At 48.6% G+C, this 24,257-nt stretch carries 21 protein-coding genes; 9 read left to right on the top strand and 12 right to left on the bottom strand.

Translation table 11 applies throughout. The features are described from left to right. Nucleotides 1-51 precede the first annotated feature (51 nt). From mrcB to MHM89_RS09820, 4 genes are all read right to left on the bottom strand, one after another. Nucleotides 52-2,262, bottom strand: a complete 2,211-nt coding sequence (gene mrcB, locus MHM89_RS09835) for a penicillin-binding protein 1B (protein WP_239408692.1) — start codon at nucleotides 2,260-2,262, stop codon at nucleotides 52-54. 287 nt (nucleotides 2,263-2,549) lie between these two features. After that, complete coding sequence (locus tag MHM89_RS09830; protein WP_022944589.1) at nucleotides 2,550-3,779, bottom strand: ammonium transporter; 1,230 nt, start codon at nucleotides 3,777-3,779, stop codon at nucleotides 2,550-2,552. 11 nt (nucleotides 3,780-3,790) lie between these two features. Beyond that, nucleotides 3,791-4,129: a P-II family nitrogen regulator gene (locus MHM89_RS09825; protein WP_022944590.1), complete on the bottom strand. Its 339-nt coding sequence runs from the start codon at nucleotides 4,127-4,129 to the stop codon at nucleotides 3,791-3,793. Nucleotides 4,130-4,310: 181 nt separating this feature from the next. Continuing rightward, on the bottom strand, nucleotides 4,311-5,552 hold the full coding sequence (locus MHM89_RS09820) for a response regulator (protein WP_045980492.1): 1,242 nt from the start codon (nucleotides 5,550-5,552) through the stop codon (nucleotides 4,311-4,313). Between the two features lie 134 nt (nucleotides 5,553-5,686). Here MHM89_RS09820 and MHM89_RS09815 point away from each other — a divergent pair, with 134 nt between their 5' ends. The 7 genes from MHM89_RS09815 (at nucleotide 5,687) to MHM89_RS18835 (ending at nucleotide 11,598) form a co-directional block, all read left to right on the top strand. After that, nucleotides 5,687-6,565: an SDR family oxidoreductase gene (locus MHM89_RS09815; protein ID WP_239408691.1), complete on the top strand. Its 879-nt coding sequence runs from the start codon at nucleotides 5,687-5,689 to the stop codon at nucleotides 6,563-6,565. 60 nt (nucleotides 6,566-6,625) lie between these two features. Continuing rightward, on the top strand, nucleotides 6,626-8,164 hold the full coding sequence (locus tag MHM89_RS09810; protein WP_239408690.1) for a carboxypeptidase: 1,539 nt from the start codon (nucleotides 6,626-6,628) through the stop codon (nucleotides 8,162-8,164). A 120-nt stretch (nucleotides 8,165-8,284) separates the two neighbouring features. Next, nucleotides 8,285-8,836 carry a hypothetical protein gene (locus tag MHM89_RS09805; RefSeq protein WP_022944593.1) on the top strand — a complete coding sequence of 184 codons (552 nt, stop codon included), beginning with the start codon at nucleotides 8,285-8,287 and terminating at the stop codon, nucleotides 8,834-8,836. Nucleotides 8,837-8,839: 3 nt separating this feature from the next. After that, nucleotides 8,840-9,451, top strand: coding sequence for a 5-formyltetrahydrofolate cyclo-ligase (locus MHM89_RS09800; protein WP_275441798.1), 612 nt, complete (start codon nucleotides 8,840-8,842; stop codon nucleotides 9,449-9,451). A gap of 46 nt (nucleotides 9,452-9,497) precedes the next feature. Beyond that, a complete protein-coding gene (gene rpiA / locus MHM89_RS09795) occupies nucleotides 9,498-10,151 on the top strand; it encodes a ribose-5-phosphate isomerase RpiA (RefSeq protein WP_022944595.1) in 654 nt (217 codons plus the stop codon). A gap of 13 nt (nucleotides 10,152-10,164) precedes the next feature. Beyond that, nucleotides 10,165-11,394: a phosphoglycerate dehydrogenase gene (serA, locus tag MHM89_RS09790; protein WP_045980488.1), complete on the top strand. Its 1,230-nt coding sequence runs from the start codon at nucleotides 10,165-10,167 to the stop codon at nucleotides 11,392-11,394. Between the two features lie 78 nt (nucleotides 11,395-11,472). Next, nucleotides 11,473-11,598 (top strand): hypothetical protein, encoded by a 126-nt coding sequence (locus MHM89_RS18835; RefSeq protein WP_022944597.1) that lies wholly within the window; start codon nucleotides 11,473-11,475, stop codon nucleotides 11,596-11,598. Between the two features lie 35 nt (nucleotides 11,599-11,633). On the opposite strand, the gene yghU is transcribed toward MHM89_RS18835, so the two are convergent. The 3 genes from yghU to radA all read right to left on the bottom strand — a co-directional run bounded on the left by yghU (nucleotide 11,634) and on the right by radA (nucleotide 14,948). Then, the gene (gene yghU / locus MHM89_RS09785) at nucleotides 11,634-12,476 is read right to left on the bottom strand and encodes a glutathione-dependent disulfide-bond oxidoreductase (protein ID WP_239408688.1); all 843 of its coding nucleotides are present in this window, start codon (nucleotides 12,474-12,476) and stop codon (nucleotides 11,634-11,636) included. 135 nt (nucleotides 12,477-12,611) lie between these two features. Continuing rightward, entirely contained in the window at nucleotides 12,612-13,529 is a 918-nt protein-coding gene (locus tag MHM89_RS09780; RefSeq protein ID WP_152440366.1) for a hypothetical protein, read from the bottom strand. Between the two features lie 48 nt (nucleotides 13,530-13,577). Next, nucleotides 13,578-14,948 carry a DNA repair protein RadA gene (radA, locus tag MHM89_RS09775; RefSeq protein ID WP_026111063.1) on the bottom strand — a complete coding sequence of 457 codons (1,371 nt, stop codon included), beginning with the start codon at nucleotides 14,946-14,948 and terminating at the stop codon, nucleotides 13,578-13,580. 103 nt (nucleotides 14,949-15,051) lie between these two features. On the opposite strand from radA, the gene MHM89_RS09770 reads away from it, so the two are divergent. Then, nucleotides 15,052-17,520, top strand: coding sequence for a PilZ domain-containing protein (locus MHM89_RS09770; protein ID WP_239408687.1), 2,469 nt, complete (start codon nucleotides 15,052-15,054; stop codon nucleotides 17,518-17,520). On the opposite strand, the gene serB is transcribed toward MHM89_RS09770, so the two are convergent. Next, entirely contained in the window at nucleotides 17,517-18,536 is a 1,020-nt protein-coding gene (serB, locus tag MHM89_RS09765) for a phosphoserine phosphatase SerB (protein WP_239408686.1), read from the bottom strand. The genes MHM89_RS09770 and serB overlap by 4 nt on opposite strands. Nucleotides 18,537-18,629: 93 nt before the next feature. On the opposite strand from serB, the gene MHM89_RS09760 reads away from it, so the two are divergent. Beyond that, complete coding sequence (locus tag MHM89_RS09760) at nucleotides 18,630-19,253, top strand: AhpA/YtjB family protein (protein WP_026111023.1); 624 nt, start codon at nucleotides 18,630-18,632, stop codon at nucleotides 19,251-19,253. On the opposite strand, the gene MHM89_RS09755 is transcribed toward MHM89_RS09760, so the two are convergent. The 4 genes from MHM89_RS09755 to prfC all read right to left on the bottom strand — a co-directional run bounded on the left by MHM89_RS09755 (nucleotide 19,220) and on the right by prfC (nucleotide 24,227). Further along, nucleotides 19,220-19,987, bottom strand: coding sequence for a TatD family hydrolase (locus MHM89_RS09755; protein ID WP_235419372.1), 768 nt, complete (start codon nucleotides 19,985-19,987; stop codon nucleotides 19,220-19,222). The genes MHM89_RS09760 and MHM89_RS09755 overlap by 34 nt on opposite strands. Beyond that, complete coding sequence (pdxH, locus tag MHM89_RS09750; RefSeq protein ID WP_022944344.1) at nucleotides 19,988-20,626, bottom strand: pyridoxamine 5'-phosphate oxidase; 639 nt, start codon at nucleotides 20,624-20,626, stop codon at nucleotides 19,988-19,990. Nucleotides 20,627-20,816: 190 nt separating this feature from the next. Then, on the bottom strand, nucleotides 20,817-22,559 hold the full coding sequence (gene argS / locus MHM89_RS09745) for an arginine--tRNA ligase (protein WP_239408685.1): 1,743 nt from the start codon (nucleotides 22,557-22,559) through the stop codon (nucleotides 20,817-20,819). A gap of 69 nt (nucleotides 22,560-22,628) precedes the next feature. Beyond that, nucleotides 22,629-24,227: a peptide chain release factor 3 gene (prfC, locus tag MHM89_RS09740; protein WP_026111022.1), complete on the bottom strand. Its 1,599-nt coding sequence runs from the start codon at nucleotides 24,225-24,227 to the stop codon at nucleotides 22,629-22,631. Between the last annotated feature and the right edge of the window lie 30 nt (nucleotides 24,228-24,257).

Raw genomic sequence — 24,257 nt, 5'->3', positions numbered from 1 at the left:
ACAAAAAGCCGCCCTTGAGGCGGCTTTTTAATGCATATCGATTAACGGCTGTTACTGGCGACACGGAGGGCGTGGATTAAACTCGCGCTCGCGCACCGGGAGCTGGATAACCTTGCCACAACCAGGAGGTGCTTGCTCACCGGTGGCCTCGTTAACGAAAGCCCAACGAATACCTTCAGGACGAGTATCGGCGATAGATTGAGGGTTGAGCTGGCGCAGATAACGAATATAGAGTTCCAATGCCCCCACCGAGCCGGTTAATCCGGTACTTTGGTTGTCATCTCGGCCCACCCAAGCCACAGTGACGGTACTTTGATCAAACCCAGCATACCAGCTATCACGTAAGTTGTTACTGGTGCCTGTTTTGCCAGCCAATTGAATCGTTGGGAAGTGTTTATTTAAACGCTTACCCGTGCCATCTTTAGTCACCCGTTTCATACCATATTTGGTCATATACATCGCATCTTTAGCAAAACGTTGCTGCGGGGAAAACTGATGGCGATACAGCACCCGGCCACTGTTATCAGTCAATGCCGAAATACTACTTAGCTGGCCATAAGCGCCATCATTCGCCAATGTGGTGTACATTTGCGCCACTTCAAAGCTCGACAACTCCAATGCCCCCAAAAGCAGCGATGGATATTGATTGATACGCGACTGCACACCCAACCCCTGTAAAGTATTGGCAACCTTGTCGACACCCACGTCTAACCCCAAATTGACCGCTGGAATATTAATACTTTGGCTAAAGGCACGGTATAAAGGCAACATTCCTCGGTGTTGATGGTCGAAGTTGTCAGGTTGCCAAACCTCACCCTGCTCGTCAGTCACCTCCAGTGGTCTGTCATCCAACAAAGTCCCTAAGTTATATTGTGGTAACTGCAAGGCTGTTAAATACACCGCAGGTTTCACCAAAGAGCCGATATTCCGTTTAGTATCCAGTACCCGGTTAAAACCGGAATAACGGACATCGCGTCCAGCAACCAAGGCAGATACGCCCCCTACTTCACGATTAACTGACAGCATCGCCGCTTCCAACTGCTGTGTTTTCGGGCGCCGTTCTAAATAGGGGAGCGACTTTTCAATTGACGCTTCCATCGCTTCTTGCTTTTGTAAATCAAGGTATGTAAATACCCGCACTCCAGCATCCAATGTGGCTTTATTGGGAAGTAACTCTTTGAGCTCACGATTAACCAGCTCTAAATAGCCTGGGTAGGTTTTATTAATATCACGACGCATCGCCACGATATCTAGAGGCCGTTTTAGGGCCCGACGATATTCGTTGGTTGTTAGCAAACCATTTTCGGCCATTAACCGCAGTACTAAGTCGCGTCGTTCCATGGCGCGCTCTTCATAGCGTCGCGGATTATAGTACGACGGCCCCTTCACCAAAGCGACCAGTAGCGCAATTTGGTCAAACTCCAGCTCATCAACAGGCTTGGAAAAGTAAAACTCCGATGCCAGCCCCATACCATGCACGCCTTTAGTGTATGACTGACCTAGGTAAACCTCATTAAGGTAGGCCTCTAGTATGGCATCTTTGGAATAGCGATAATCCAAGATCAGCGCGATTAACGCCTCGTTGATCTTGCGAACTAAAGTGCGCTCTCGCGATAAATAAAAGTTCTTCGCAAGCTGCTGTGTTAACGTACTGCCGCCTTGTACCGTGCGCCCAGCTCGAATATTGGCATACAAAGCGCGCATAATTGACCAAAGCGAGACACCGTGATGCTGATAAAAGTCCTGATCCTCCACCACCAGCAAGGTCTCTTTTAATAATGGTGGGAACTTATCTAGGGGCAAAAATTCACGGTCTTGGGTTTTGTCATTGCCGATACGAGCAATTTGCACCGGCTCCAGTCGCGCACGCTCTAAGCGCTGACCAATATTATTTTGTACGCTGGCTAAGCGGTCACCTTTGAAACGCAGCTCAATAATATGTGCTTGCTCTGCGCCATCGGCAAACTCAAAAGCACGACGATAAATGCGTAATCGAGTTCGACTTTGTTCGTATTGCCCTGTATGAGCAAGCTTAGTCACTTGCGTGTAGTTTAGCCGTTGCAGCTCCCACTCTACCTCCTCAAGAGATAGGTATTGCCCAGGATAAAAGTTCATTGCCCGCGCGTACACCTGCGCAGGTAACTGCCACTTATTGCCCTCAAACTGCCTGGTTACCTTGGCATCGAGATAAATCATGTACAAGGCCACACTAATGAATGTGACTAAAGCCAGCTTCCAGGCAATGGAAAATAACCGCTTCATAACCCGCTTAAAGGTTGATGATGGCTGCTTAGAGGCTGCTTTTTTGGAATTGGACTTCTTTTTGCTGGGAGATTTTTTCGACGCCATGTATGTGCAAATGCTAGCTAGGGTGAAATTGTTGGGAAGCTTAGCACACTCGTGATTGAAATTAACCGCCCACGAGCATGCCAAGCAGGGTGCGAGTGAACTCTAGCGTGGTAAAACTTAACTGTGACTGACTTATGCAGCAGCAAATAAGCATAAAAAACGCCAGCATAGGGGCTGGCGTTCTATGGGAACGGGTGAGCTTAACTGGAACGTACAGACACGAACTCTGGATAAGCATCAATACCGCAATCATGTTGGTCCATACCGTTGAGCTCTTCTTCCTCGCCGACACGGATGCCGATGGTTTTCTTCAAAATCGCCCAAACAATAAACGACGCTACGAACATGAAGCCAAAGATACACAATAAACCAATTAACTGCGTAGCATAGCTGGCGTCAGCATTAGACAAGGGCACTAACATTAAGCCAATAGCACCGCACACCCCATGCACCGAGATAGCACCCACTGGGTCATCAATACGCGCCTTATCCAAAGCGACAATGCTAAAGACAACGGCAATGCCCCCTATCGCGCCAAGCAAAATAGCCAACAAGGGTGAAGGTGACGCCGGCTCGGCGGTGATCACCACTAGTCCAGCAAGAGCACCATTTAATACCATCGTTAAATCGGCTTTACCCCAATAAGTTTTACACACAAGTAAGGAAGCCACGGCACCGGCTGCTGCGGCAGCATTGGTGTTGAGCATGATTTTACCCACTGCGGTGGCATTCTCAGCATCGCTAATAAATAACTGGGAGCCGCCATTGAAACCAAACCAGCCCATCCACAAAATAAAGGTGCCCAGTGTTGCCAGTGGCAAGTTAGAACCAGGAATGGGGTAAATTTCACCGTTTTTACCGTATTTACCCCGGCGCGCACCGAGCAGTAACACACCGGCCAGCGCTGCTGATGCACCCGCGCCATGCACAATGCCTGAGCCGGCAAAATCAATAAAGCCCATTTCCGATAAAAAGCCTCCACCCCATGTCCAGTAGCCTTCAAGTGGGTATAGCACGCCAGTGAGAGCAACACAGAAGATTAAGAACGCCCACAGCTTCATACGCTCTGCGACAGCGCCAGAGACAATCGACATGGCGGTGGCAACAAAGACAACTTGAAAGAAAAAGTCAGACTCTAGCGCATGATCGGCATCACTGGCTTGGGTGCCTATCAAGGCTCCAAAGCTAGGTATAAAGCCGCCCTCAGCATTATCCACGTACATGATGTTATACCCAATCAGCAAGTACATGGTGCAAGCGATAGCATACAAAGCGATGTTTTTCGTTAAAATCTCGGTGGTGTTTTTAGAGCGCACGAGCCCTGCTTCGAGCATAGCAAAGCCTGCTGCCATCCACATCACCAGCACCCCGGAGATTAAAAAGTAAAAGGTATTGAGTGAAAACTGTAATTCTACAACCGTATTTTCCATGATGGCTCCCCTTAAATCGCTTCTTCGTCGAGCTCACCCGTACGGATGCGCACAATTTGGTCAAGGTCATAAACGAAAATCTTACCGTCGCCAATTTTGCCAGTGGAGGCCACCTGGGTGATGAGTTCAACCACTCTGTCGACGTTGTCGCTTAAGGTTGCGATTTCGATTTTAATTTTGGGAATAAAGTCCACCTGGTATTCGGCGCCGCGATAGAGTTCGGTGTGTCCGCGTTGCCGGCCAAAGCCTTTAACATCAACCACAGTCATCCCCTCTATACCCAGCTCCGCCAAGGCTTCGCGTACTTCATCAAGTTTGAATGGCTTGATGATGGCGCTGATCATTTTCATACGGCCCCCTTAGGCAATATTCATTATTATTGTCTAAGGACCAATCCAACCTTTATGCCAGTTTAAATTCCCTTTATTTAACAGCGTATTAACTTATCTAAGCATAAAAAAACGCACCATTGTGGTGCGTTTATCAGTCGCTCTGGCCAAAGTTGTGCGTTAACTCATCACAGCGATGATGTTATTCACACACCAGCTGACATTTACCTTGCGCCTTGGCGCGATAAAGGGCTTTATCGGCAGCACTTAAGCAGGCATCAAAGTCATGATGATTCATCGCTGCTAAGCCAATACTGACACTCAGTGTATGCGTGCTATCAGCCAGTTCGATTGGCTCATCGCGCAGCGAGTCGTTTACATTTTCCAGCTGCTGCTGCAATTGTGCACTGTCGTGACAATGTGCCAACACGGCGAACTCTTCGCCACCAAAACGCGCAACAATGTGCTCATCAAGGTGCTGCTGTAGTCGCTGGGCAAGCTGTCGAAGCGCGCTGTCTCCGGCTTGGTGACCATACTGATCGTTGATCTGTTTGAAGTTATCGGCGTCGATAAGCGCCACCGTGACAGCGTGTTTATCTTTTGCAAATAAGCGCCGACCATGCTCCTGTAAATAGCGACGATTAAACATGCCGGTGAGGTAATCACGCTCTGCCGTGGCTTTAATTTGTTCGATTAAATGCAACTGCTCTACCGTTTGCAGCACGCGACAATGAAATTCTTCATTCATGAACGGCTTGGTCAAAAAGTCATTGGCGCCGTATTTGATAAACTTAGCCGATAAACCATTGTTGCCCGCCCCGGAAATACCAATAATGGCCAAATCATCACGGCCTCGGTGGTTACGCACCGCTCGTACTAATTCGAAGCCGTCCATTTTCGGCATAGCATAATCACATAGCAGCAGCTTGATACTGGTGTCTTCACGCAATATCGCCAGCGCTTGTTCACCGTCTTCAGCCTCAATAACATGATAAAGCTGACGCTGTAGTAACTGCTTAAGTACTTGTCGGCTTAATTGCGAATCATCAGCCACCAGCACTGGTAGACCTTTATTACGCAGTAGCTGCGTTAATAGACGCACGGCATAAAGGTAGGAGTCACGGTTATCTTTAATAACATAATCAACCACGCCGAGCTCCAGCATCTGTTGGCGCTGAGACTCGTCCATACTCGAGGTTAAAATGACTGAAGCGACATTATGTTCAATCGTCAGGCGTGCAGCATCGCCACTGGCACAGTCTGGCAAGGTCATGTCAACCAACGCCAAATCATATGTGTGCTGCTCAAGTAGCTCTTGGGCTTGCTCATAATTCCAAGCAAAATCAACGTGCTTAATAAATTCACGGGCAAATTTTTGCGTTAGCAAATGGCGCAATACTTGCTGCACAACTTTACTATCTTCAACAATCAATACTCGGGCCATCGCCAACTCCAAGGTGAATATCTTTCATTAAGCGGACCAAATTTAACCACACTTTGGCATTAAAGGACATCTTTGACTTTATAAACTTGTGTCGCTAGGGTGAGTTCCACCAATAGATGACCTGCGTTTTTATTATGTCTACTATCATGCTATCCGGCGCAACCGGATTACTCGGCCGTGCGCTTTATCAGCGTCTTGCGCCGCATCACCAAGTGATTGGGTTAGGTTTTTCCCGTGCTCAGCCACCACTTGTTAAAGTCGACCTGACCGATGCCGAGGCATTGTCCGCGCTTTTTTCAAAGCATCGCCCCGAGGTGTTTATTCATGCAGCCGCTGAGCGCAACCCAGACCAATTTGATACCGACCCGCAACGCAGCATACAACTGAACTGCGAGGTTACCGAACATATCGCCCAGTTATGCACCGAGTACCAATGCCGACTCATCTTTATTAGTACTGATTACGTATTTGATGGCCAGCACCCGCCCTATGAAGAAGGCGCTGCCGTCAACCCACTGAACCTCTATGGTGAATCCAAAGCGCGCAGTGAAACACTATTACAAGCAAACTACCCCGACGCAGCCATCGTCCGTATCCCGGTACTTTACGGTGAAGTTTCTCATTTAAAAGAATCGGCTGTGACCACCATTGCAGCACAACTAAAAGCCGGACAACAGCAGTTTGATGATGAGGCGCAGCGCTTGCCAACGGATGTTAACGATATTGCTGATGTGCTCAGTAATGCGCTGCACATGATGAACAACGACCTAAGCGGTATATTCCATATCAGTGCCAGCGAAAAGCTCACTAAGCTGACAATGGCCCAAGCCATGGCACCGCTATTACATATTGACCCCAACAGTCTCAGTGCTGCCAGTGTGGATAGCAACGCTGCACCACGGCCCAAGGATTGTCAATTGCGTGATACTCGACTGGCGCCGATGGGGCTGACCATTGATAGTGATTTTAGTGCTCGTATCGCCACAGTGATTGCTCCCCACTTGTCGCATTAACTTGTACTTGTCACTTTGAACTCCTTTAATGGAGAAAACTACAGGAACTAAGGGTGAATCATGTTCGCAACACAATTAAAGGCATTGAGCCTAACTCTTGCAGTGGCACTTTCGCCACTGGCTGTTGCCGAGGTCGATCAGCACGACGCCTCGCAGCACAGCCGCCAAATTGATATCGATAGTAAAGTTATTACCGAGCACAAAGCGCGCATCAATGGCGATCGCTTATCGTACACCGCCGAGACGGGCACACAGCCGGTGTGGGACGACCAAGGCCATGCTGTGGCCACACTGCACTACACCTACTATAAGCGTAATGGTGTTGATGATGACACCCAGCGTCCGCTGCTTATTTCATTCAATGGTGGGCCTGGCTCGGCATCGGTTTGGATGCACCTAGCTTATACCGGTCCCAAGGTATTAAAAATTGATGACGAGGGTTACCCAGTCCAACCCTACGGTGTTAAAGAAAACCCCTACTCGGTGCTAGATGTAGCGGATATTGTCTATGTGAACCCGGTCAATACCGGGTACTCTCGCGTACTGCCGGACGCTGATGGCAAAATGCCTAGCCGCGACAAGCAAAAGGACATGTTCTTTGGCGTTAACGCCGATATTCAATATTTAGCTGAGTGGCTCAATACCTTTGTACACCGTCATAATCGCTGGCGCTCGCCCAAATTCCTAATTGGTGAAAGCTATGGCACCACCCGGGTGTCCGGTTTGGCGTTAGAGTTACAAAACAGCCAATGGATGTACCTCAACGGTGTGGTGCTGGTGTCGCCCACTGAGATCGGTATCAAACGCGAAGGCCCGGTGGAAGCCGCTAATCGCCTGCCCTACTTCGCTGCCACAGCGTGGTATCATAAGGCGCTAGATGAGCAGTACCAAAACATGGACCTCGAGCCGTTTTTAAGCGAAGTAGAAACTTTCACTGTCAATGAGCTGATCCCGGCATTGGCCAAAGGTGGCTTTATCTCTGACGATGAAAAACGTCGCATCGTTGCACAAATGGCCCGCTATGCAGGCGTCTCTGAAACCTATATTGAGCGCAACAACCTCGATGTGCCCACCATGTCTTTTTGGAAAGAGCTATTGCGTGAGCGCGGGCAAACAGTAGGACGTTTGGACTCGCGTTATTTAGGTATTGATAAGCGTGATACTGGCGAGCGTCCAGATTACTGGGCGGAACTGACTTCTTGGTTGCACTCGTTCACACCGGCTATCAATTACTACCTTAGTGAAGAGCTAAATTACAAAACCGATGTGAAATACAACATGTTTGGCTCGGTGCACCCTTGGGACCGTAGCAATAACAACACTGGTGAAAACCTACGCTTGGCGATGGCACAAAACCCCTACCTCAATGTGCTAATCCAATCAGGCTACTACGATGGTGCGACCAACTATTTTGATGCCAAGTACACGATGTGGCAGCTAGACCCAAGCGGTAAAATGAAAGAGCGCTTGAGCTTTAAAGGTTACCGCAGTGGCCATATGATGTATTTACGTCGAGCTGATCTAGAAAGCTCAAACAACGATTTGCGCGAGTTTATTTTGAACGCTCTGCCAGAACAAGGAGCAGCGGCTAAATACTAAGCCGGGTACTCACTGTATCGATTAAAGCCCACCCAATGGTGGGCTTTTTCTTTTTAAAAAAAAGGATTTATACTCACAACTACACAATCGTTGTAGCTGTATCAGCACAGCAGGATATCTATGAGTGAACAATATAGGTTAGTATTCGCCAGCCTCGATGAGGGTCTTGAGCAAACCGAAGTCGCACATGCGTTGCAGCAGAAACTCAAACTGTCACCCAAGCAGGCGCAAGCGTTTTTTACTGGGCGTAGTATCTTTGCTCCCAGTGATAAAGCCAAAGCATTAAAACAAGCTAAGGTGTTGGCTTCGTTAGGCATTCGTACACGACTGCAAAGCATGCAAAGTACGGCCAATGAGACCGCGAATACGGCATCGTCCGCGGCTAGAGACGAGCAAATTTTGGCGGCGCTTGATTATATTACCAGTAGCCTTATTCGCCTTGAGGAACGTCTTGATGATATGGATAACCGCCTCAATGATCAGCTGCAGCAAAATTCTAGCAATGAAGTGAATGATGATTTTGCCGTTGATCTCAGCCTCGACGAGGAGCTCGAGCTGGCGCCTCAGCCAAGTCGCAAACGTTGGCCTTTATTTACCTTAATCGCGCTGATTGTGCTTCTGCTTGGTGTGCTCGCGTTGGCTTTCATCTACCCCGAATTACTGACTTTTTAAGCTATGAGTGCGAATCAGTTTAATCAGCAACGTATTGACATCCGCAAGAAGATGCGGGAAATGAGAAAAAGCTTATCCACTTCTGAACAAAAACGTGCCGCCAACGACCTCATTATTAATTTTCTTCAAGTAGCAAAGATTGCTCAAGGGACCCAAGTAGGTGGGTATTTGGCGAACGATGGGGAACCCAGCCTATCTCCCATATTTGAAGACTTATGGGCTAAACAAGCAGTGCCAAACCTGCCCATTATTCACCCCTTTTCAAAGACTCATTTGCTCTTTCAGAGGTATGAAGAAAATTCACCCATGAGCACAAACCGCTATGGTATCTTGGAACCCAAGTTGAATTGCAGTCATGTGTGTCCGGTTGCGCAGTTAGATTATATTCTCACGCCACTGGTTGCATTTGATAGTCAAGGCAATCGGTTGGGTATGGGTGGCGGATATTATGACCGCACATTAGCACAAATCCCCGCCGATCGAAGTCAGCGCCCTCTGCTCATAGGCATTGCCCATCAATGCCAAGAAGTGGCGCAACTACCGGTCGCGAGTTGGGATGTGCCACTTGATTATATTGTGACACCGAAGACAATTTATCGCCCCGGTGCACAGTGATACACTAACCGAAACCCTTTGCTATTAACTCTTTAATGAGCACACCATGACTCAAGATGAAATGAAAAAAGCGGCTGCTTGGGCAGCGCTAGACTATGTAAAAAGCGACACGATTGTTGGTGTTGGCACCGGTTCTACTGTGAATCACTTTATTGATGCACTGGCGTCGATAAAAGACACGATTCGTGGCGCCGTTTCCAGCTCTGAAGCCTCAACACAACGGTTAAAAGCGTTGGGAATAGAGGTATTTGAGCTCAATGATGTCAGTAGCCTCGATATTTATGTTGATGGCGCCGATGAGATCAACGCCAACAATGAAATGATCAAAGGCGGCGGTGCGGCATTGACTCGTGAGAAGATTGTCGCGGCGGTGGCCAAGCGCTTTGTGTGTATCGTTGATGAGAGCAAAATCGTCGATACCTTGGGTGAGTTCCCACTGCCAGTGGAAGTGATCCCGATGGCGCGCAGCTATGTCGCCCGTGAAATTGTTAAACTCGGGGGCGACCCGGTTTATCGCCAAGGTGTCACCACCGATAACGGCAATGTCATTTTGGACGTGCATAATTTACATATTGTTGATGCCAAGTCGCTTGAGCAGACATTAAACCAAGTCGTCGGTGTTGTAACCAACGGCCTATTTGCCCATCGTGGTGCCGATGCTGTTGTCGTTGGTACTGCGCAGGGGCCTACTACACGTTAGAGGAATGAGGAACATGAGTAAGGTATCGTTAGCAAAAGACAAAATTAAGATTCTCTTGCTAGAGGGCGTACACCAAAGTGCGGTGGAAACGCTAAAACGCAACGGTTACAGCAATATCGATTACGTTAAAACCTCGCTACCTGAAAGTGAACTTGTAGAGCGCATTAGCGACGTGCACTTCGTTGGCTTGCGCTCACGTACGCAACTCACAGAAAAGGTCTTAGATGCGGCGCAAAAGCTGGTCGCTGTCGGTTGCTTCTGTATTGGTACTAACCAAGTTGACCTCGACGCCGCGAAGCGCCGGGGGATTGCGGTCTTCAACGCACCATTTTCCAATACTCGCTCGGTCGCCGAATTAGTGCTGGGTGAGATTTTATTGTTACTGCGCGGTATTCCTAAACGCAATGCGATGGCTCACCGAGGCCAGTGGCTGAAATCAGCAGAAGGTTCTTTTGAGGCTCGAGGCAAAACATTGGGTATCATAGGCTATGGCCACATCGGTACTCAGTTGGGCATTATGGCTGAAAACATTGGCATGCAAGTGCGTTATTACGATATCGAAGATAAGTTATCCTTAGGTAATGCCCAGCAAGTAGAAAATCTCACTAAATTACTGCAGCAATCGGATGTAGTCAGTTTACACGTGCCGGAAACCCCGCAAACAAAGAATCTCATCGGCACCGCTGAGTTGGCGGTCATGAAAAAAGGCAGTATCTTGATTAACGCCTCACGCGGCACCGTTGTCGATATTGACGCCCTTGCCGAAGCACTCGAAGAGCGCAGCTTATCCGGCGCGGCCATCGATGTGTTCCCTGTTGAACCGAAATCAAACGATGAAGAATTTGTCTCGCCACTGCGCCAATTCGACAACGTTATTTTAACCCCCCATGTTGGCGGCTCCACGCAAGAAGCGCAAGAAAGTATTGGTGTGGAAGTGGCCGGTAAGCTCGCTAAATACTCCGACAACGGCTCAACAATGACAGCCGTCAATTTCCCTGAAGTCGCCCTGCCAGAACTGGCGAATCGCAGTCGCCTGTTGCACATTCACCAAAACCGCCCTGGTGTGCTGACACAAATTAACCAAGCGTTTGCACAGCATGGTATTAATATTGCCGCGCAGTACCTACAAACCGATGACAACATAGGTTATGTCGTTATTGATGTGGATAGCGACCACTCCGAAGTGGCATTGAAAGAGCTCAGCGCCGTGGACGGCACCATACGTGCGCGAATTTTGCACTAAATGGTTTGTATAGGTAGACTAAAAAGCACAGCTTCGGCTGTGCTTTTTTGATCAACAACAACCAATAGGGATCGCCTTATGGACTCTAACAATAATAACAAAGACAAAGCGAAAGAACGTCGCGGCCATATCACCCTCATTGCCTTTTTAGTGGCCGTGGGTATTTTTGCCTTGGGCATTAAAGTAGGCGAGCTTCTAGCGTAATACCCAGACTCTCGCCAATCTAAGCGGCTGTTGGTTTAGGTATCAAAGTCGCTACTGGCATGGCGCTCTTTGAGTTGCTCGCTCGGCTCACCCCATACGCGATTAACTCGTTGGCCCCGCTTTACTGCAGGCCGAGCGTCAATTCTCTTGGCCCACGCCAACACATGCTTATACTCGTGTACACTGAGAAACTCAGCGGCATCGTATAACCGTCCTAACACCAAGGCCCCATACCAAGGCCAAATAGCAATATCGGCAATAGAGTATTGCTCACCGGCCATATACTCGTTTTGCGCCAAGTGCTTATCTAACACATCCAACTGGCGCTTAGTTTCCATGGTAAAGCGATTGATGGGATATTCCATCGGCTCTGGCGCATAAGCATAAAAGTGACCAAAACCGCCACCTAGATAAGGTGCGCTGCCCATCTGCCAAAATAACCAATTCATACACTGCGCCTTCGCATAAGGCTCTGAAGGGATAAGCGTGGCAAATTTCTGTGCTAAATAAAGCAGTATTGCTCCCGATTCAAAAACCGGTGTGGCGGGGGTGCTTGAAGTGTCCAGTAACGCCGGGATTTTTGAGTTCGGGTTAATGGCAACAAAGTCAGAACCAAACTGGTCGCCTTCGCTAATATCGATTAAAAAAGCATCGTATTCGGCGTCTTTAATTCCCTGCTCCAGCAACTCTTCAAACATAATCGTGGCCTTTTGGCCATTAGGAGTAGCCATAGAGTACAGCTGAAAGGGATGCTGCCCGCTTGGCAGATGCTGCTCGAACGTGGCCCCTGCTGTGGGTTTATTTAGGCTTGCCCATTTGCCGCCACTTTCGCTATCGAACTGCCAAACTTGTGGTGGAGTGTAGGTCGATTTACTCATTGTCGCTCCTGATGATGTAAAAACGTTTTGAGTATAGACCTGAGGGTGGATAATATAATTACAAGAGCAAAAAAGGCACCTTCAGGTGCCTTCTCGAATTTTACCGCCCACATCCGTGCGCGCTATGGGTCGTCATTATTTACCTACAGCATGCAAGCTAAAGTAGTTAGCCAACTCTTCCGGCTTACCCATTAGTGTCATCATTTGCTGATTAATCTCTGCCACCGAGGTATTTTCGGGAACCTGCATAGAGACTTCAAACTGCTCCGTGCCCTCGATAAAATTCAGTGCCGCTTCTCGCAATACCACCGGCGCCGGTGACATGCTCAATTGTTGCTGGGCATTTTGTTGGAATTGCTCATAGGTCATGCCTTGCTCGCCAATTAGGCGCTCAAGAAGCGCCTTGAGCTTACCGTTGTTGGCTAATTTAAAGCTCACTTTCTTTGGCACCAACTCGGTCACAGCACTCATCATCTGGCTTTGTAGCGCCAGCTGTTGCTGTAAGTTCCCCTGCTCTTGTTGTGATTGCTGTTGCATCTCATTAAGTTGCTGCGACACTGCCATTAACGCCTGTGAATTGGTCATGGCAAAGCTAAACTCAACATCGGCCAATTTACCTGCATTGAGCTTGGTAAAAATATCCGCATCACCACTTTTTTCATCATAAGTGAACTCACTCAAGACATTGATATTCTCGCCTTTAAGCTCATCCATGCCTTGCACTGCGGCGCCTGAGAAAGTTAAGTCTTTGATTTCGACACGAGCATATTCAGAAACCTTATTCGGCTCATAGCCGGTCATTTCAACACGCTCAATCTGAGCAATTTGCTCGCCGAGGTGGTCATTGACAGAAATGTCGGCCAACGCCAACGCATTGTCCAATACATTGGCAGAAATCTCGTCGTAGCGGATATCAAGGCCTGTTTGCGTTTGAATTTGCATTAGCTGCTGATCAATGCCCTTGCGCGCTTCTTTCGACACATAATAATTGGCATAGCTGTAACCGCCAATGGCGATGGCACCCACGGCACCGACAATGAGTAGTTTTTTCATGTTGACTTCCTTGGGAGTGTCCAGCTCCCTCCTAGTTTGGACATTACTTTAAAATAACGCATCGAGTGCATCGCTTAAGCTTGCGACTGCTGTGACTTCCATGCCCTCGATTGCCTCTTTCGGTTTATTGTCAATGGGTACAATAGCACGTTTAAAGCCATGTTTCGCGGCTTCACGCAGTCGTTCTTGACCACTGGGCACTGGACGAATCTCCCCACCCAGGCCAACTTCACCAAATACCACCAGCTCACGGGCCAAGCTATAATTCTTAAAACTGGACACCAAAGCCACAATCAAAGCTAAATCAGCACTGGTTTCCGTGACCTTAACACCACCGACGACGTTAACAAACACATCCTGATCGGCCACTTGTAAACCGCCATGGCGGTGTAGCACCGCCAATAACATCGCGAGGCGATTTTGCTCCAAACCCACCGTGACGCGACGAGGGTTTGCAAGCTGCGAATAATCGACGAGCGCCTGCACTTCCACCAGTAGCGGTCTGGTACCTTCCCATACCACCATCACTAACGAGCCCGGTGTTTGCTCTTGTGAGCGGTTCAGGAAAATAGCCGAAGGGTTTTTTACCTCGCGCAACCCTTGCCCAGTCATGGCGAACACCCCAAGCTCGTTTACTGCGCCAAAGCGGTTTTTGTGACCACGCAAAGTACGAAACCGACTATCACTGCTACCTTCAAGTAAAATAGAACAATCAATGCAGTGTTCTAATACCTTGGGGCCGGCTAAGGAGCCGTCTTTGGTCACATGGCCCACCATGATCATGGCTATTTGATTTTGTTTAGCAAAACGGGTGAGGTACGCCGCACTTTCTCTTACCTGGGAAACACTACCTGGTGCCGATTGCACATCGGCCATATGCATGACTTGAATGGAATCTATGACCATGATCCCGGGCTTTTCTCTTAGCGCCAGCTGGCAAATGGTTTCGACATTGGTTTCGGCTAAGGTTTGCAGTTTATTGGTGGGCAACCCCAAACGCTTTGCCCGCATAGCCACTTGCTGCAAAGACTCCTCCCCGGTGACATACAGGGTTTTCATATTTTCTGCGAGACCACACATGGTTTGCAGCAAAATAGTACTTTTACCGGCTCCGGGCTCACCACCGATAAGAATGGCACTCCCCGGCACCACACCGCCCCCTAACACGCGGTCAAACTCAACAAACCCGGTGGAGAAGCGTGGCAGGCTTTCAAGATTAACCTCATCCAGAGTTTGAATTTTGGCCTCAACCATGCCGGCATAGCCGCTCGCAGCACTATTGCGTGGCGCCGATTTAACCGAGGGCACGCGAAATTCGGTTACTGTGTTCCATGCTTTGCACTCGCTACATTGGCCTTGCCAACGCGCAAACTCAGCACCACACTCATTACATACAAAAGCTGTTTTCTTTTTTACCATATTACGGGCATAATTTTTGCTGGATAAATCGTTTAAATAACGAATAAACAATAATTTGACACCCAGTATAACGGTTTTTGCCGACTGGGTAATGGTTTAATGCATGGCTGAAGACACCCTTTTAAAACACCAACCCTTAGTTGACGAACTCAAGCAAAGCCTCGGGCAGGCGAGCTTTAGCCGCGATTTTGCCGCTAAAACGGCACAACTACCTAAGGGCGATCAATTTATTATAAAGATGGAGTTTAATCGTCTTCGTCAGCCGTGCAGTCGCACCATTGATTTACGCGGCACGGCTTCCGGTGAAGTGCAAAGCTACTCATACAAGAGTCAGCAGCATTTTATGGATGCTCAAGCCATCGCAACCTTTGAAAAAGGCGTCGCTCGCTTCGGCGACTACACCATGGCTGTCTATGAAATGGTGATGGAAGAGGTGAACAATCAGCGCCAATTACGCCAAGGTGCAACACCACAGCCGGAAAATACTGAAAAAAGTGCCCGTGTCATCCACTTTGCCTCCTATGATTTTCGTCAGCAAGAGCGCATGAATTACACCATCAAAGTCAGTGTTATGGTGAATGACAAAACCATAGAAGGTAAAAGCAGCGATATTTCTTTGGGGGGATGTAAGCTCAAATTGCCTAGTCATGCCATGCTTGAGCGCGGTCAAAAAGTGCAGGTTCGCTTTACCGGTCTAGAGGAAGATTTCGAACTGGGCCTCAAAAACGGCTTAGAATATGAAATTGTCGGCATAGATCCTGCGAGCACCATCGACTTTTATTACGCCCGCATGAAGCGCACTGGTAGCGAGACAACCCCTGGGTTCGATGAGTTTCTGGCGCGCTTTATTAACGGTAATAAACGCCGCTACAAGGTCAACCTTGATAACACCCTCGATGCGGTTTTAACCAAAGGTTATGAGCAGTATTACTTGCCAAGGGTCAGTTCGCTGTTCAGTTTCATTTGCGTAAACGATAAAAAGCTCACCCCTAAACTGCTGCTTACCACCGAGAATAATGCCTACATTCACTATTATTTCAGTGATGAAGAGCGCCGCTCTGTGCTGCCGAGTATTCTTAATACGCAGCGCATAAGCAGCATTTTGGCACGCAAGGGGCAAGTCAAATCAACCCTACTTTACAGCTTTAGTCACACCCAAAATGGCAAGGTCTTCTTTTACAGCGCCACCGATATCGAACTGGCCACCTACCCTAAGTTACGCTCGTTATTTTTTTCCTATGCCAGTAGGAAGCCGTCTTGGCGGGTATTTAAGTTGCAATTGGTTCCCGTGCAAAGCGAAGACTCCCATATTCCACTCTCGCTCCCCGACAGTGCCGGCGAAGCCATCGCTAAACTTAATAAGCCTCCGAGCGCTCGAGTGCAAAGCTATTTAAAGGGTCTAAAGTACCTGTGTACCTTATCGGAGGTGAGCTCTGCTAATTTAACCGCACACAAGCGCCGCTACCGACTCGATAAAAGCTTGGTCAACCAGCTCAAAGTATTTGGCCATCGTAAAGTGGCAGAGCCAGAGCTTGAAGTCGTTGCTTTGGAGTATGCTAACTTACGGGCTCACAAACGGTATCTGTACCAAACAGAAGTGACCGTTGAAAGTGGTTTGGCAGCGCCGATGTCAGCACAATCTCGTGATTTCAGTGTACTAGGAATGCAAATAGAGCTGAGCCAGCCAGCGCCTGAGACCAAAAAAGGCGATGTTATTTATCTGCGCTTACCGCAACTGCAAGAAATAACGAAAAAATTTGAGCTCACTCAGCTGCCTTACGAGGTGATGGCTGTCAGTAAGACCGGCACCATTTTAAATTTAAAAGCCTACCAAAAAAGTAAGCAACCCCATGTTGGCGTACAGTTTTTCTCGCAACTAGTAGAGAACAACAAAGACAAACTGCAAGTGTGTGAGGAAGAGCCGAAAGTGCCGGGGCTATCCAAAGCCTTGCGTAATATTGTGGTCAAGAATCTAGCGCAAACACCGCTGTATATTACCAAAGAAGAAGCACACCTGGAGCTTGGTGCAATAGGTGAAGGACGTTATCAAAGCGCGATTCACCATATTTGGCGTCAGTTTGGTGAATTCTCTACGCAAATAAACTTAAAACCCTTACTGAGCATCAAGGAGTTCCAACAGCTCAGTGATACCCTACGCGATGGAAACCGCCAAGATAAGCCCAAAACTTTCGACCTGTTTATTCGCTTAAACCTTAAAAAAGACGACCTCAGTAGCGCAGTCACCAGCCGCTGTATTAGCACCGAAGAGGACTACAGCTCACTGCTGCCCTTTGTGAACAAGGCGCTTAAATCGGGCTTGTTGTTTGCGTTTCGCCTGCATTTATCGAAAACCGGCCGCCCAGACACGAAATACCTGATCAGTGAGCTGAAGTACATCAGTCACTATGCGCTGCATAAAGCCAAAGAGTTAGAGCAAGCGCTATGGCGTGTAGAGGGCGTGATTGATGCCCTCGCTATTGATGAGTTAGTGCCAAAGCTCTGTGATATAGAAGTTCAGGATTACCAGAAAATGCTTGAACGCCGCAGCCTGTGGCTACAGCGTTTAGGTTAGTTGAACTCGGGAATACTGAGTAGATACAGTATCTGCGCTAAACTGCCAGCATTGATGGCGGTGGGAGCCTGCGCCACCACTTTAGGCTTACCGTGGACAGCAATACCTAGCCCAGCTGCGTGCATCATAAGCAGATCATTGGCACCATCACCGATGGCCACCGTTTGCTCTGCGCCCACGCCCAACTCATCGCGGTAAGCTAATAAAAAGCGTGCTTTTTCTTGCGCATCAACAATATCCCCATTGACCACTCCGGTTAACACGTGGCCATCGTCTGCTAATTGGTTGGCATGAATACGGTCTAATTTGAGTTGTTTTTGTACTTGCTCAGCAAATGGAATAAATCCTCCCGAGGCGATGGCCAAATGCCAATTATGGCGTTTTAGCGTTGCGCATAGGTGGTCGATCCCTGGCATCAAGGGAAGCTGCTCTTTGAGCTCTGCAAGCAAAGACAACTCAACGCCCGCTAGTTTCGCGACGCGCTGACGCAGGCTGTCACTAAATTCCAACTGCCCACCCATCGCTTGTGCGGTGACCGCAGCGACCTCGTCGTACACCCCTGCTAAGCGCGCAATTTCATCAATACATTCGATGGTGATCGCCGTCGAGTCCATATCCATCACTAATAAGCCAGGTGCATGTAAACGTGGCGGGTTGCTCAGCAGCGCGCACTGCACTGCGTTTTCAGCTGCATATTGCTTTAGCTGAGAGTTAAGCTCAGCCTGGGGGTTAGCAATCGCGAACGCAAACCCTGGAGGTAAATCGTCATCGGCGTGATACCGGACCACCGCCTGCACCTGACATTGCCAGTCACGCAGATGCTGTGCCAGTTGAGCAACGTGCATGCCCAGTTGAAAACCAAATACACTGACATAAGCCAGTGGCTGTTCGCTCTGCTGACTTGCCACTAAAGGCGAATCGTCAAAGGAATACCAAGTATTTAAACTTAGGGTTTGCTGTAAAGACAAATCGTCTTGCTGTGCTAAAGTAGACAAGAGCATGCTTTGGTGCGACATTAAAACTCCAAATAGGTGAACACGTTAGCTGATGACAACGGATGCTTAATTTAATCACCCTTAGCGATGAAAGTCAGTAAGTACACCCATGATATGAAAAATAAACAAGTGAAAAATCCGGTTCGAACATCGCAGTGGCAACGGCTACTGCGCTTGGTGTTTGCCGCTTTTTGCTTTGTATTACTGACTTGGATGGCCTTTAATACCAGCTTTCAAGGCCACCAAATGCTCTACCAGCAAAGCTATCAATATGCCAAAAGCCTCACCGAGCAGTTAGCCTTGACCGCAGCGGAGCCTTTGGAGCAGAGCAACAAGCCTCGTTTGGGACATTTGGCCAATCAATTGAGCACAGACTCGAGTATCCAAAGTGCAGCCATTTATGATGCTCACGGCACTGCGATGGCGCTCAGTGAGGCGTTTAGTCCCTACCAACGTGAGTTTGGGGTCACACAAGCAACCCCGGGGGTGAGTAAATTGAGTCAACCTATTGTCATCCCCATCACCTCATTGCAAAGCAATAAACCCATCGGTTTTGCTCGCGTTAATTACCTGCCCCAAGTCGCCATTGATGACAGTCACCGATATTTTCATGAGGTCGGTCGCCAAGTGCTTCTTATGCTATTGATCACCTGCGTATTCACTTGGCAGCTTGGACGAGGATTAAAACGTTGGCAGTTAAAGCGTTACTTTCGTAAAAAAGCTAAGCAGTTAAAATAGAGCTGCTCACTTAAGGCGCTGAGGTCTTGGCATTGCAATAGCCGTGCTAGGGCTATAAACACTTGAGGAATACGCTCTGGCGTATTGATTTGCCCTTGGTATCCGCAAAGCGGCATACTCGGTGCATCACTTTCCAATAGCAGATGCTCTATTGCGACACTACGCAGTGCTTGCTGGGTCTTGACCGATCGAGCATAGGTAATGGTTCCGCCCACACCCAATTTAAAGCCTAACTTGATATAGTATTTAGCCACTTGTTCGGATCCAGAAAACGCATGGATCACGCCGCCATAACGCGGCTGACAACGCTTAAAACTCGCGGCGATTAAGTCATGGCTCTGACGGTGATGAACAATGAGTGGCAACGCCAGTTCATTCGCTAAGGCAATCTGCGCTTCAAAGAGCGCCACTTGCTTGTCCATTTCTCCAATACTGCGATCAAGGCCGCACTCTCCTATGGCGCACCAACGGTGCTTATGCGCTGTTGCCAGTTCGCCTAGGCCGACTATATGTTCACTCGCGTGTTGCGATAGAAAGTAGGGATGTAAACCAGCACCGATATGAATGGGCCCATGGTGCTGGCTGAAGTCGAGCAACTGCTGGGATTGTGCCAAGCTAATGCCAGGCACAATAAACTGCTCCACGCCCAATGCTTGGGCATTCGCTATTATCGCCTCTCGCTGGCCATTAAACTCGCTAAAATCGAGGTGGCAATGAGAATCGATAAAACGCATTTAAGGGTTTAGACGCTCGACACGCCAGCTCCCATCTGGCTGACGACGATACATAAAGCGATCATGAAGGCGATGCGCTCCTCCTTGCCAAAACTCAACCTTAGTCGGCTCGACACAGTATCCTCCCCAAAAATCAGGCAACGGGATTTCACCTTTAGCAAACTTACTTTTCATTTGCGCAAACTTTTCCATAAGCGCCTGACGTGATGACACCGGCCGACTTTGGCTAGAAGCCCATGCCGCTAACTGGCTTTCTTTTGGCCGCGATAAGAAATATTTTGCCACTCGCGATGTTGGCAACGGTTTGGCCTCGCCGTAAACAATGACTTGACGCTCAAACATGTGCCACGGGAAGTGCAGACTAATTTTATTATTCTGGGCAAGTTCCTGCGCTTTGCGTGAGCCTGTATTAGTGAAGAACACAAATCCTTGCTCATCGACATGCTTAAGCAACACAATACGCTGCGAAGGCTGACCCTGCTCGTCAACGGTGGCTACGACCATGGCCGTCGGATCGGGGATTTGCGCATCAATGGCTTGTTGTAACCACTTTTCAAACTGTGCTACTGGCGTCGCATCGAGCATGGTTTCATCTAATCCACCTTGCAAATACTCACGACGAATATCTTCCAATTTCATATTCATTCCTTCTCACTAAGCGCCAAGAATACCCGACAATCAACTAAGCTATGTCACCTCCCAGTCACTCAGCCTGTTCTAAAACAAAGCCTATTGGGGGATGTGTGTAATCGACCTCCCCACCAGCCGACTTTGGATAAAGCGCGGTTCGGTCGATTAGAGGGTAAAATATCAGCAAACATTGAGCTGATTACATTTGCTCCATCACCTCAATGCCAAGCAGGTCTAACCCTTTGTGCAAGGTTTTTGCTACCAATGAACACAGCACCAAGCGGCTATTTTTATCTGCGTCGCTGACGCCCTCTTTAAGTACCGGACAAGCTTCATAGAAGCTCATATACAAGCTCGCCAGCTCATACAAGTACCCACATAGTACGTGAGGTGTGGCATCGCTGATCATTTGATCAAGCACTTCTTCAAATTGCATCAGCTTGATAGCCAGCGCTTTTTCCTGCGGCGCAGCAATCACAACCGGTGCCTGATGAGTGGTGCTATCAATGCCGGCTTTACGGAAAATACTTTTCACTCGCGTATAGGCATATTGCAGATAAGGCGCCGTGGCTCCTTCAAAGCTCAACATGGTATCCCAGTTAAAGATGTAGTCACTGGTACGGTTTTTCGATAGGTCGGCATATTTTACCGCGCCAATTCCCACTTTCCGGGCGATTTCTTCTTGCTCTTGCGCACTATGAGGAGAGTCGCTATCGGCGAGCTTTGCTTTGGCGCGAGTCACCGCTTCATCGAGTAAATCGGCAAGTTTAACGGTACCGCCAGTACGGGTCTTAAACGGTTTACCATCCTCGCCCATCATGGTGCCAAAAGGACAGAATTCATAGCTGGTTTGTTCGCGTAAAAAGCCGGCCTTGCGTGCTGTCAGCTCAACTTGGCTAAAGTGCAGGCTTTGACGAGCATCAACGAAAATCAAGATACGGTCGGCTTGCAAATCATTAGAGCGATAGTCACAAGCGGCAAGGTCTGTGGTTGAATATAAAAAGCCACCGCCGGATTTCTGCACGATGAACACCGATGGCTCACCGTCTTTGTTGGCTAATTCATCTAAAAAGACCACTTGCGCACCCTGGTCTTCCTGCGCCAGTCCTTTTTCTTTAAGCACCTCAATCATGCGCTGCAACTCACTGTTGTAGGCACTTTCCGCTTTAATATCATCGCGAGTCAGGGTGACATTCAGCTTTTTGTATACTTCTTCGGAGTGCTTGACCGAAGTATCAATGAAAAGTTGCCACAGCTTATTACAGTGCGCATCGCCTTGTTGTAGGCGTACAACATACTCGCGCGCCTTATCAGCAAAACCGGCTTCATCGTCGAAACGCTTTTTGGCGTCACGATAGAATGTCTCTAAATCAGCAAGCGCTACGGACTCTAGATCAACGCCCTCATTAAGCATGTCTTCCAAATGCGCGATAAGCATACCAAATTGCGTACCCCAATCGCCCATGTGGTTTTGCCGTATTACTTTATCACCACGAAACTCCAAGGCACGTACCACAGCATCACCGATAATGGTGGAACGTAAATGGCCCACGTGCATTTCCTTGGCAAGGTTGGGCGATGAGTAATCCACCACCACTGTATCTGCTTGCGGGTGCTGCGCTACACCGAGTTTACCGTCTTGGCTTGCAGCTTCGACACCGGCGCCTAAAAACGCCGGTTTGAGGTGAATGTTAATAAAGCCTGGGCCTGCTATTTCGACCTCGGCGGCGATATCGCTCACATCCAGGTTATCGATAATTTTTTGCGCTAGTTCACGCGGATTAGTTTTTAGCTTTTTCGCGGCGCCCATAGCACCGTTAATTTGGTAATCACCAAATTGCGGACGCGTACTTTGCGTCACCGCTGGATTCGTGCCTTGCTCAAGTCCCGCAGCGATCATCGCAGCGTTGGCTTTTTCAATCAGAATTTGCTTAATGTTCATAGTTGCAGTTACCTTGCAATAAGGGCCAGCGAGGGCTGACCACGATTAATACAGTTGCTCAGTGGCGCTTTAGTGCTCGCGCGTTTCGCTAAAGGTTACCTCTGGGTAACGCTCCATGGATAAGTTCAAGTTTACGCGACTTGGGGCGATGTATGTCAGGTTATCTCCGCCATCTAAGGCTAGGTTTTGCTCACACTTGCGCTTGAACTCTTCAAATTTCTTCACATCATCACAGCTTACCCAACGCGCCGTATTAACGTTGACACTTTCATAGATGGCATCCACTTTGTATTCGGCTTTTAAGCGTGCAACCACAACATCAAACTGCAGCACCCCAACGGCGCCAACAATTAAGTCGTTATTGGCAAGCGGTCTAAACACCTGCACCGCGCCCTCTTCCGATAGCTGTACGAGGCCTTTAAGCAACTGCTTTTGCTTAAGTGGATCTTTAAGGCGAATACGGCGGAATAGCTCTGGGGCAAAGTTAGGAATACCGCTGAACTTAAGCTTTTCTCCGTCGGTGAAAGTATCACCAATTTGGATGGTGCCATGGTTGTGCAAGCCAATAATATCCCCGGCATAGGCGTGCTCAGCACGCTCGCGGTCACCAGCCATAAAGGTCACCGCATCAGAAATACTGATTTGCTTGCCTATACGCACGTGGTTCATCTTCATGCCTTGGCTGTACTTGCCCGAGACAATGCGCATGAAGGCAATACGGTCACGGTGTTTGGGGTCCATGTTGGCCTGAATTTTAAACACAAAGCCTGTGAACTTTTCGTGCTCAGCACCCACTTTGTTGCCATCATCGGTGGCGCGCGGTAAGGGGGCCGGAGCCCACTCGGTCAAGCCATCAAGCATATGATCAACGCCAAAGTTGCCCAACGCAGTACCGAAGTAAACCGGGGTTAACTCACCACTCAAAAATAACTCTAAATCGAATTCGTTGGACGCTCCTTGCACCAGCTCAATTTCTTCGCGCAGTTGTTGCGCTAAGCTCTCACCCACCGCTTCGTCCAATTCACTGTTATCCAGCCCTTTGACGATGCGCAACTCTTGAATGGTGTGGCCTTGACCGCTTTGATACAAAATCGTCTCGTCACGGTGCAAATGATAGACCCCTTTGAATTCCTTACCACAGCCAATGGGCCAGGTTACGGGGGCACACATCATATTGAGCTCAGTTTCCACCTCATCCAATAACTCCATTGGATCGCGGATATCACGGTCCAGTTTGTTCATAAAGGTGACGATAGGGGTGTCACGTAAACGGGTGACTTCCATTAACTTACGAGTTCGATCCTCAACACCCTTAGCGGCATCAATCACCATCAAACACGAATCCACGGCGGTCAAAGTACGGTAGGTATCCTCAGAGAAGTCTTCGTGCCCTGGGGTATCTAGCAGGTTAACTAAACGCTCGTTATAAGGGAACTGCATTACCGAGGTGGTCACCGAGATGCCACGTTCTTTTTCCATTTCCATCCAGTCTGACTTAGCGTGTTGGTTTGACCCTCGGCCTTTAACTGTGCCCGCTTTCTGGATGGCTTGTCCGAATAATAGAACTTTTTCGGTAATGGTGGTTTTACCCGCATCGGGGTGTGAAATAATCGCAAAAGTACGACGTTTACTTATTTGTTGTGTTAACTCTGACATGCGGTCACTTATGAATAGTCGACCCGGCACTAAACGCGAACC

Origin of the sequence: Pseudoalteromonas sp. CNC9-20, from assembly GCF_022347875.1 — a bacterium.
GTDB lineage: Bacteria > Pseudomonadota > Gammaproteobacteria > Enterobacterales > Alteromonadaceae > Pseudoalteromonas > Pseudoalteromonas ruthenica.
Note: the sequence above shows the minus strand (reverse complement) of the source record. Positions and strands in the feature narration are given on the sequence as shown.

Excerpts from the sequence above, each read along its gene's own strand:
- MHM89_RS09830 (WP_022944589.1), bottom strand. The coding sequence starts at position 3,779 with ATGGAAAATACGGTTGTAGAATTACAGTTTTCACTCAATACCTTTTAC.
- serA (WP_045980488.1), top strand. The coding sequence starts at position 10,165 with ATGAGTAAGGTATCGTTAGCAAAAGACAAAATTAAGATTCTCTTGCTA.
- argS (WP_239408685.1), bottom strand. The coding sequence starts at position 22,559 with ATGAACATTAAGCAAATTCTGATTGAAAAAGCCAACGCTGCGATGATC.
- MHM89_RS09770 (WP_239408687.1), top strand. The coding sequence starts at position 15,052 with ATGGCTGAAGACACCCTTTTAAAACACCAACCCTTAGTTGACGAACTC.
- yghU (WP_239408688.1), bottom strand. The coding sequence starts at position 12,476 with ATGAGTAAATCGACCTACACTCCACCACAAGTTTGGCAGTTCGATAGC.
- MHM89_RS09800 (WP_275441798.1), top strand. The coding sequence starts at position 8,840 with ATGAGTGCGAATCAGTTTAATCAGCAACGTATTGACATCCGCAAGAAG.
- MHM89_RS09760 (WP_026111023.1), top strand. The coding sequence starts at position 18,630 with ATGAAAAATAAACAAGTGAAAAATCCGGTTCGAACATCGCAGTGGCAA.
- rpiA (WP_022944595.1), top strand. The coding sequence starts at position 9,498 with ATGACTCAAGATGAAATGAAAAAAGCGGCTGCTTGGGCAGCGCTAGAC.
- pdxH (WP_022944344.1), bottom strand. The coding sequence starts at position 20,626 with ATGAAATTGGAAGATATTCGTCGTGAGTATTTGCAAGGTGGATTAGAT.
- MHM89_RS09755 (WP_235419372.1), bottom strand. The coding sequence starts at position 19,987 with ATGCGTTTTATCGATTCTCATTGCCACCTCGATTTTAGCGAGTTTAAT.
- MHM89_RS09780 (WP_152440366.1), bottom strand. The coding sequence starts at position 13,529 with ATGAAAAAACTACTCATTGTCGGTGCCGTGGGTGCCATCGCCATTGGC.
- MHM89_RS09820 (WP_045980492.1), bottom strand. The coding sequence starts at position 5,552 with ATGGCCCGAGTATTGATTGTTGAAGATAGTAAAGTTGTGCAGCAAGTA.
- serB (WP_239408686.1), bottom strand. The coding sequence starts at position 18,536 with ATGTCGCACCAAAGCATGCTCTTGTCTACTTTAGCACAGCAAGACGAT.
- MHM89_RS18835 (WP_022944597.1), top strand. The coding sequence starts at position 11,473 with ATGGACTCTAACAATAATAACAAAGACAAAGCGAAAGAACGTCGCGGC.
- MHM89_RS09825 (WP_022944590.1), bottom strand. The coding sequence starts at position 4,129 with ATGAAAATGATCAGCGCCATCATCAAGCCATTCAAACTTGATGAAGTA.
- MHM89_RS09805 (WP_022944593.1), top strand. The coding sequence starts at position 8,285 with ATGAGTGAACAATATAGGTTAGTATTCGCCAGCCTCGATGAGGGTCTT.
- radA (WP_026111063.1), bottom strand. The coding sequence starts at position 14,948 with ATGGTAAAAAAGAAAACAGCTTTTGTATGTAATGAGTGTGGTGCTGAG.
- mrcB (WP_239408692.1), bottom strand. The coding sequence starts at position 2,262 with ATGAAGCGGTTATTTTCCATTGCCTGGAAGCTGGCTTTAGTCACATTC.
- MHM89_RS09810 (WP_239408690.1), top strand. The coding sequence starts at position 6,626 with ATGTTCGCAACACAATTAAAGGCATTGAGCCTAACTCTTGCAGTGGCA.
- MHM89_RS09815 (WP_239408691.1), top strand. The coding sequence starts at position 5,687 with ATGTCTACTATCATGCTATCCGGCGCAACCGGATTACTCGGCCGTGCG.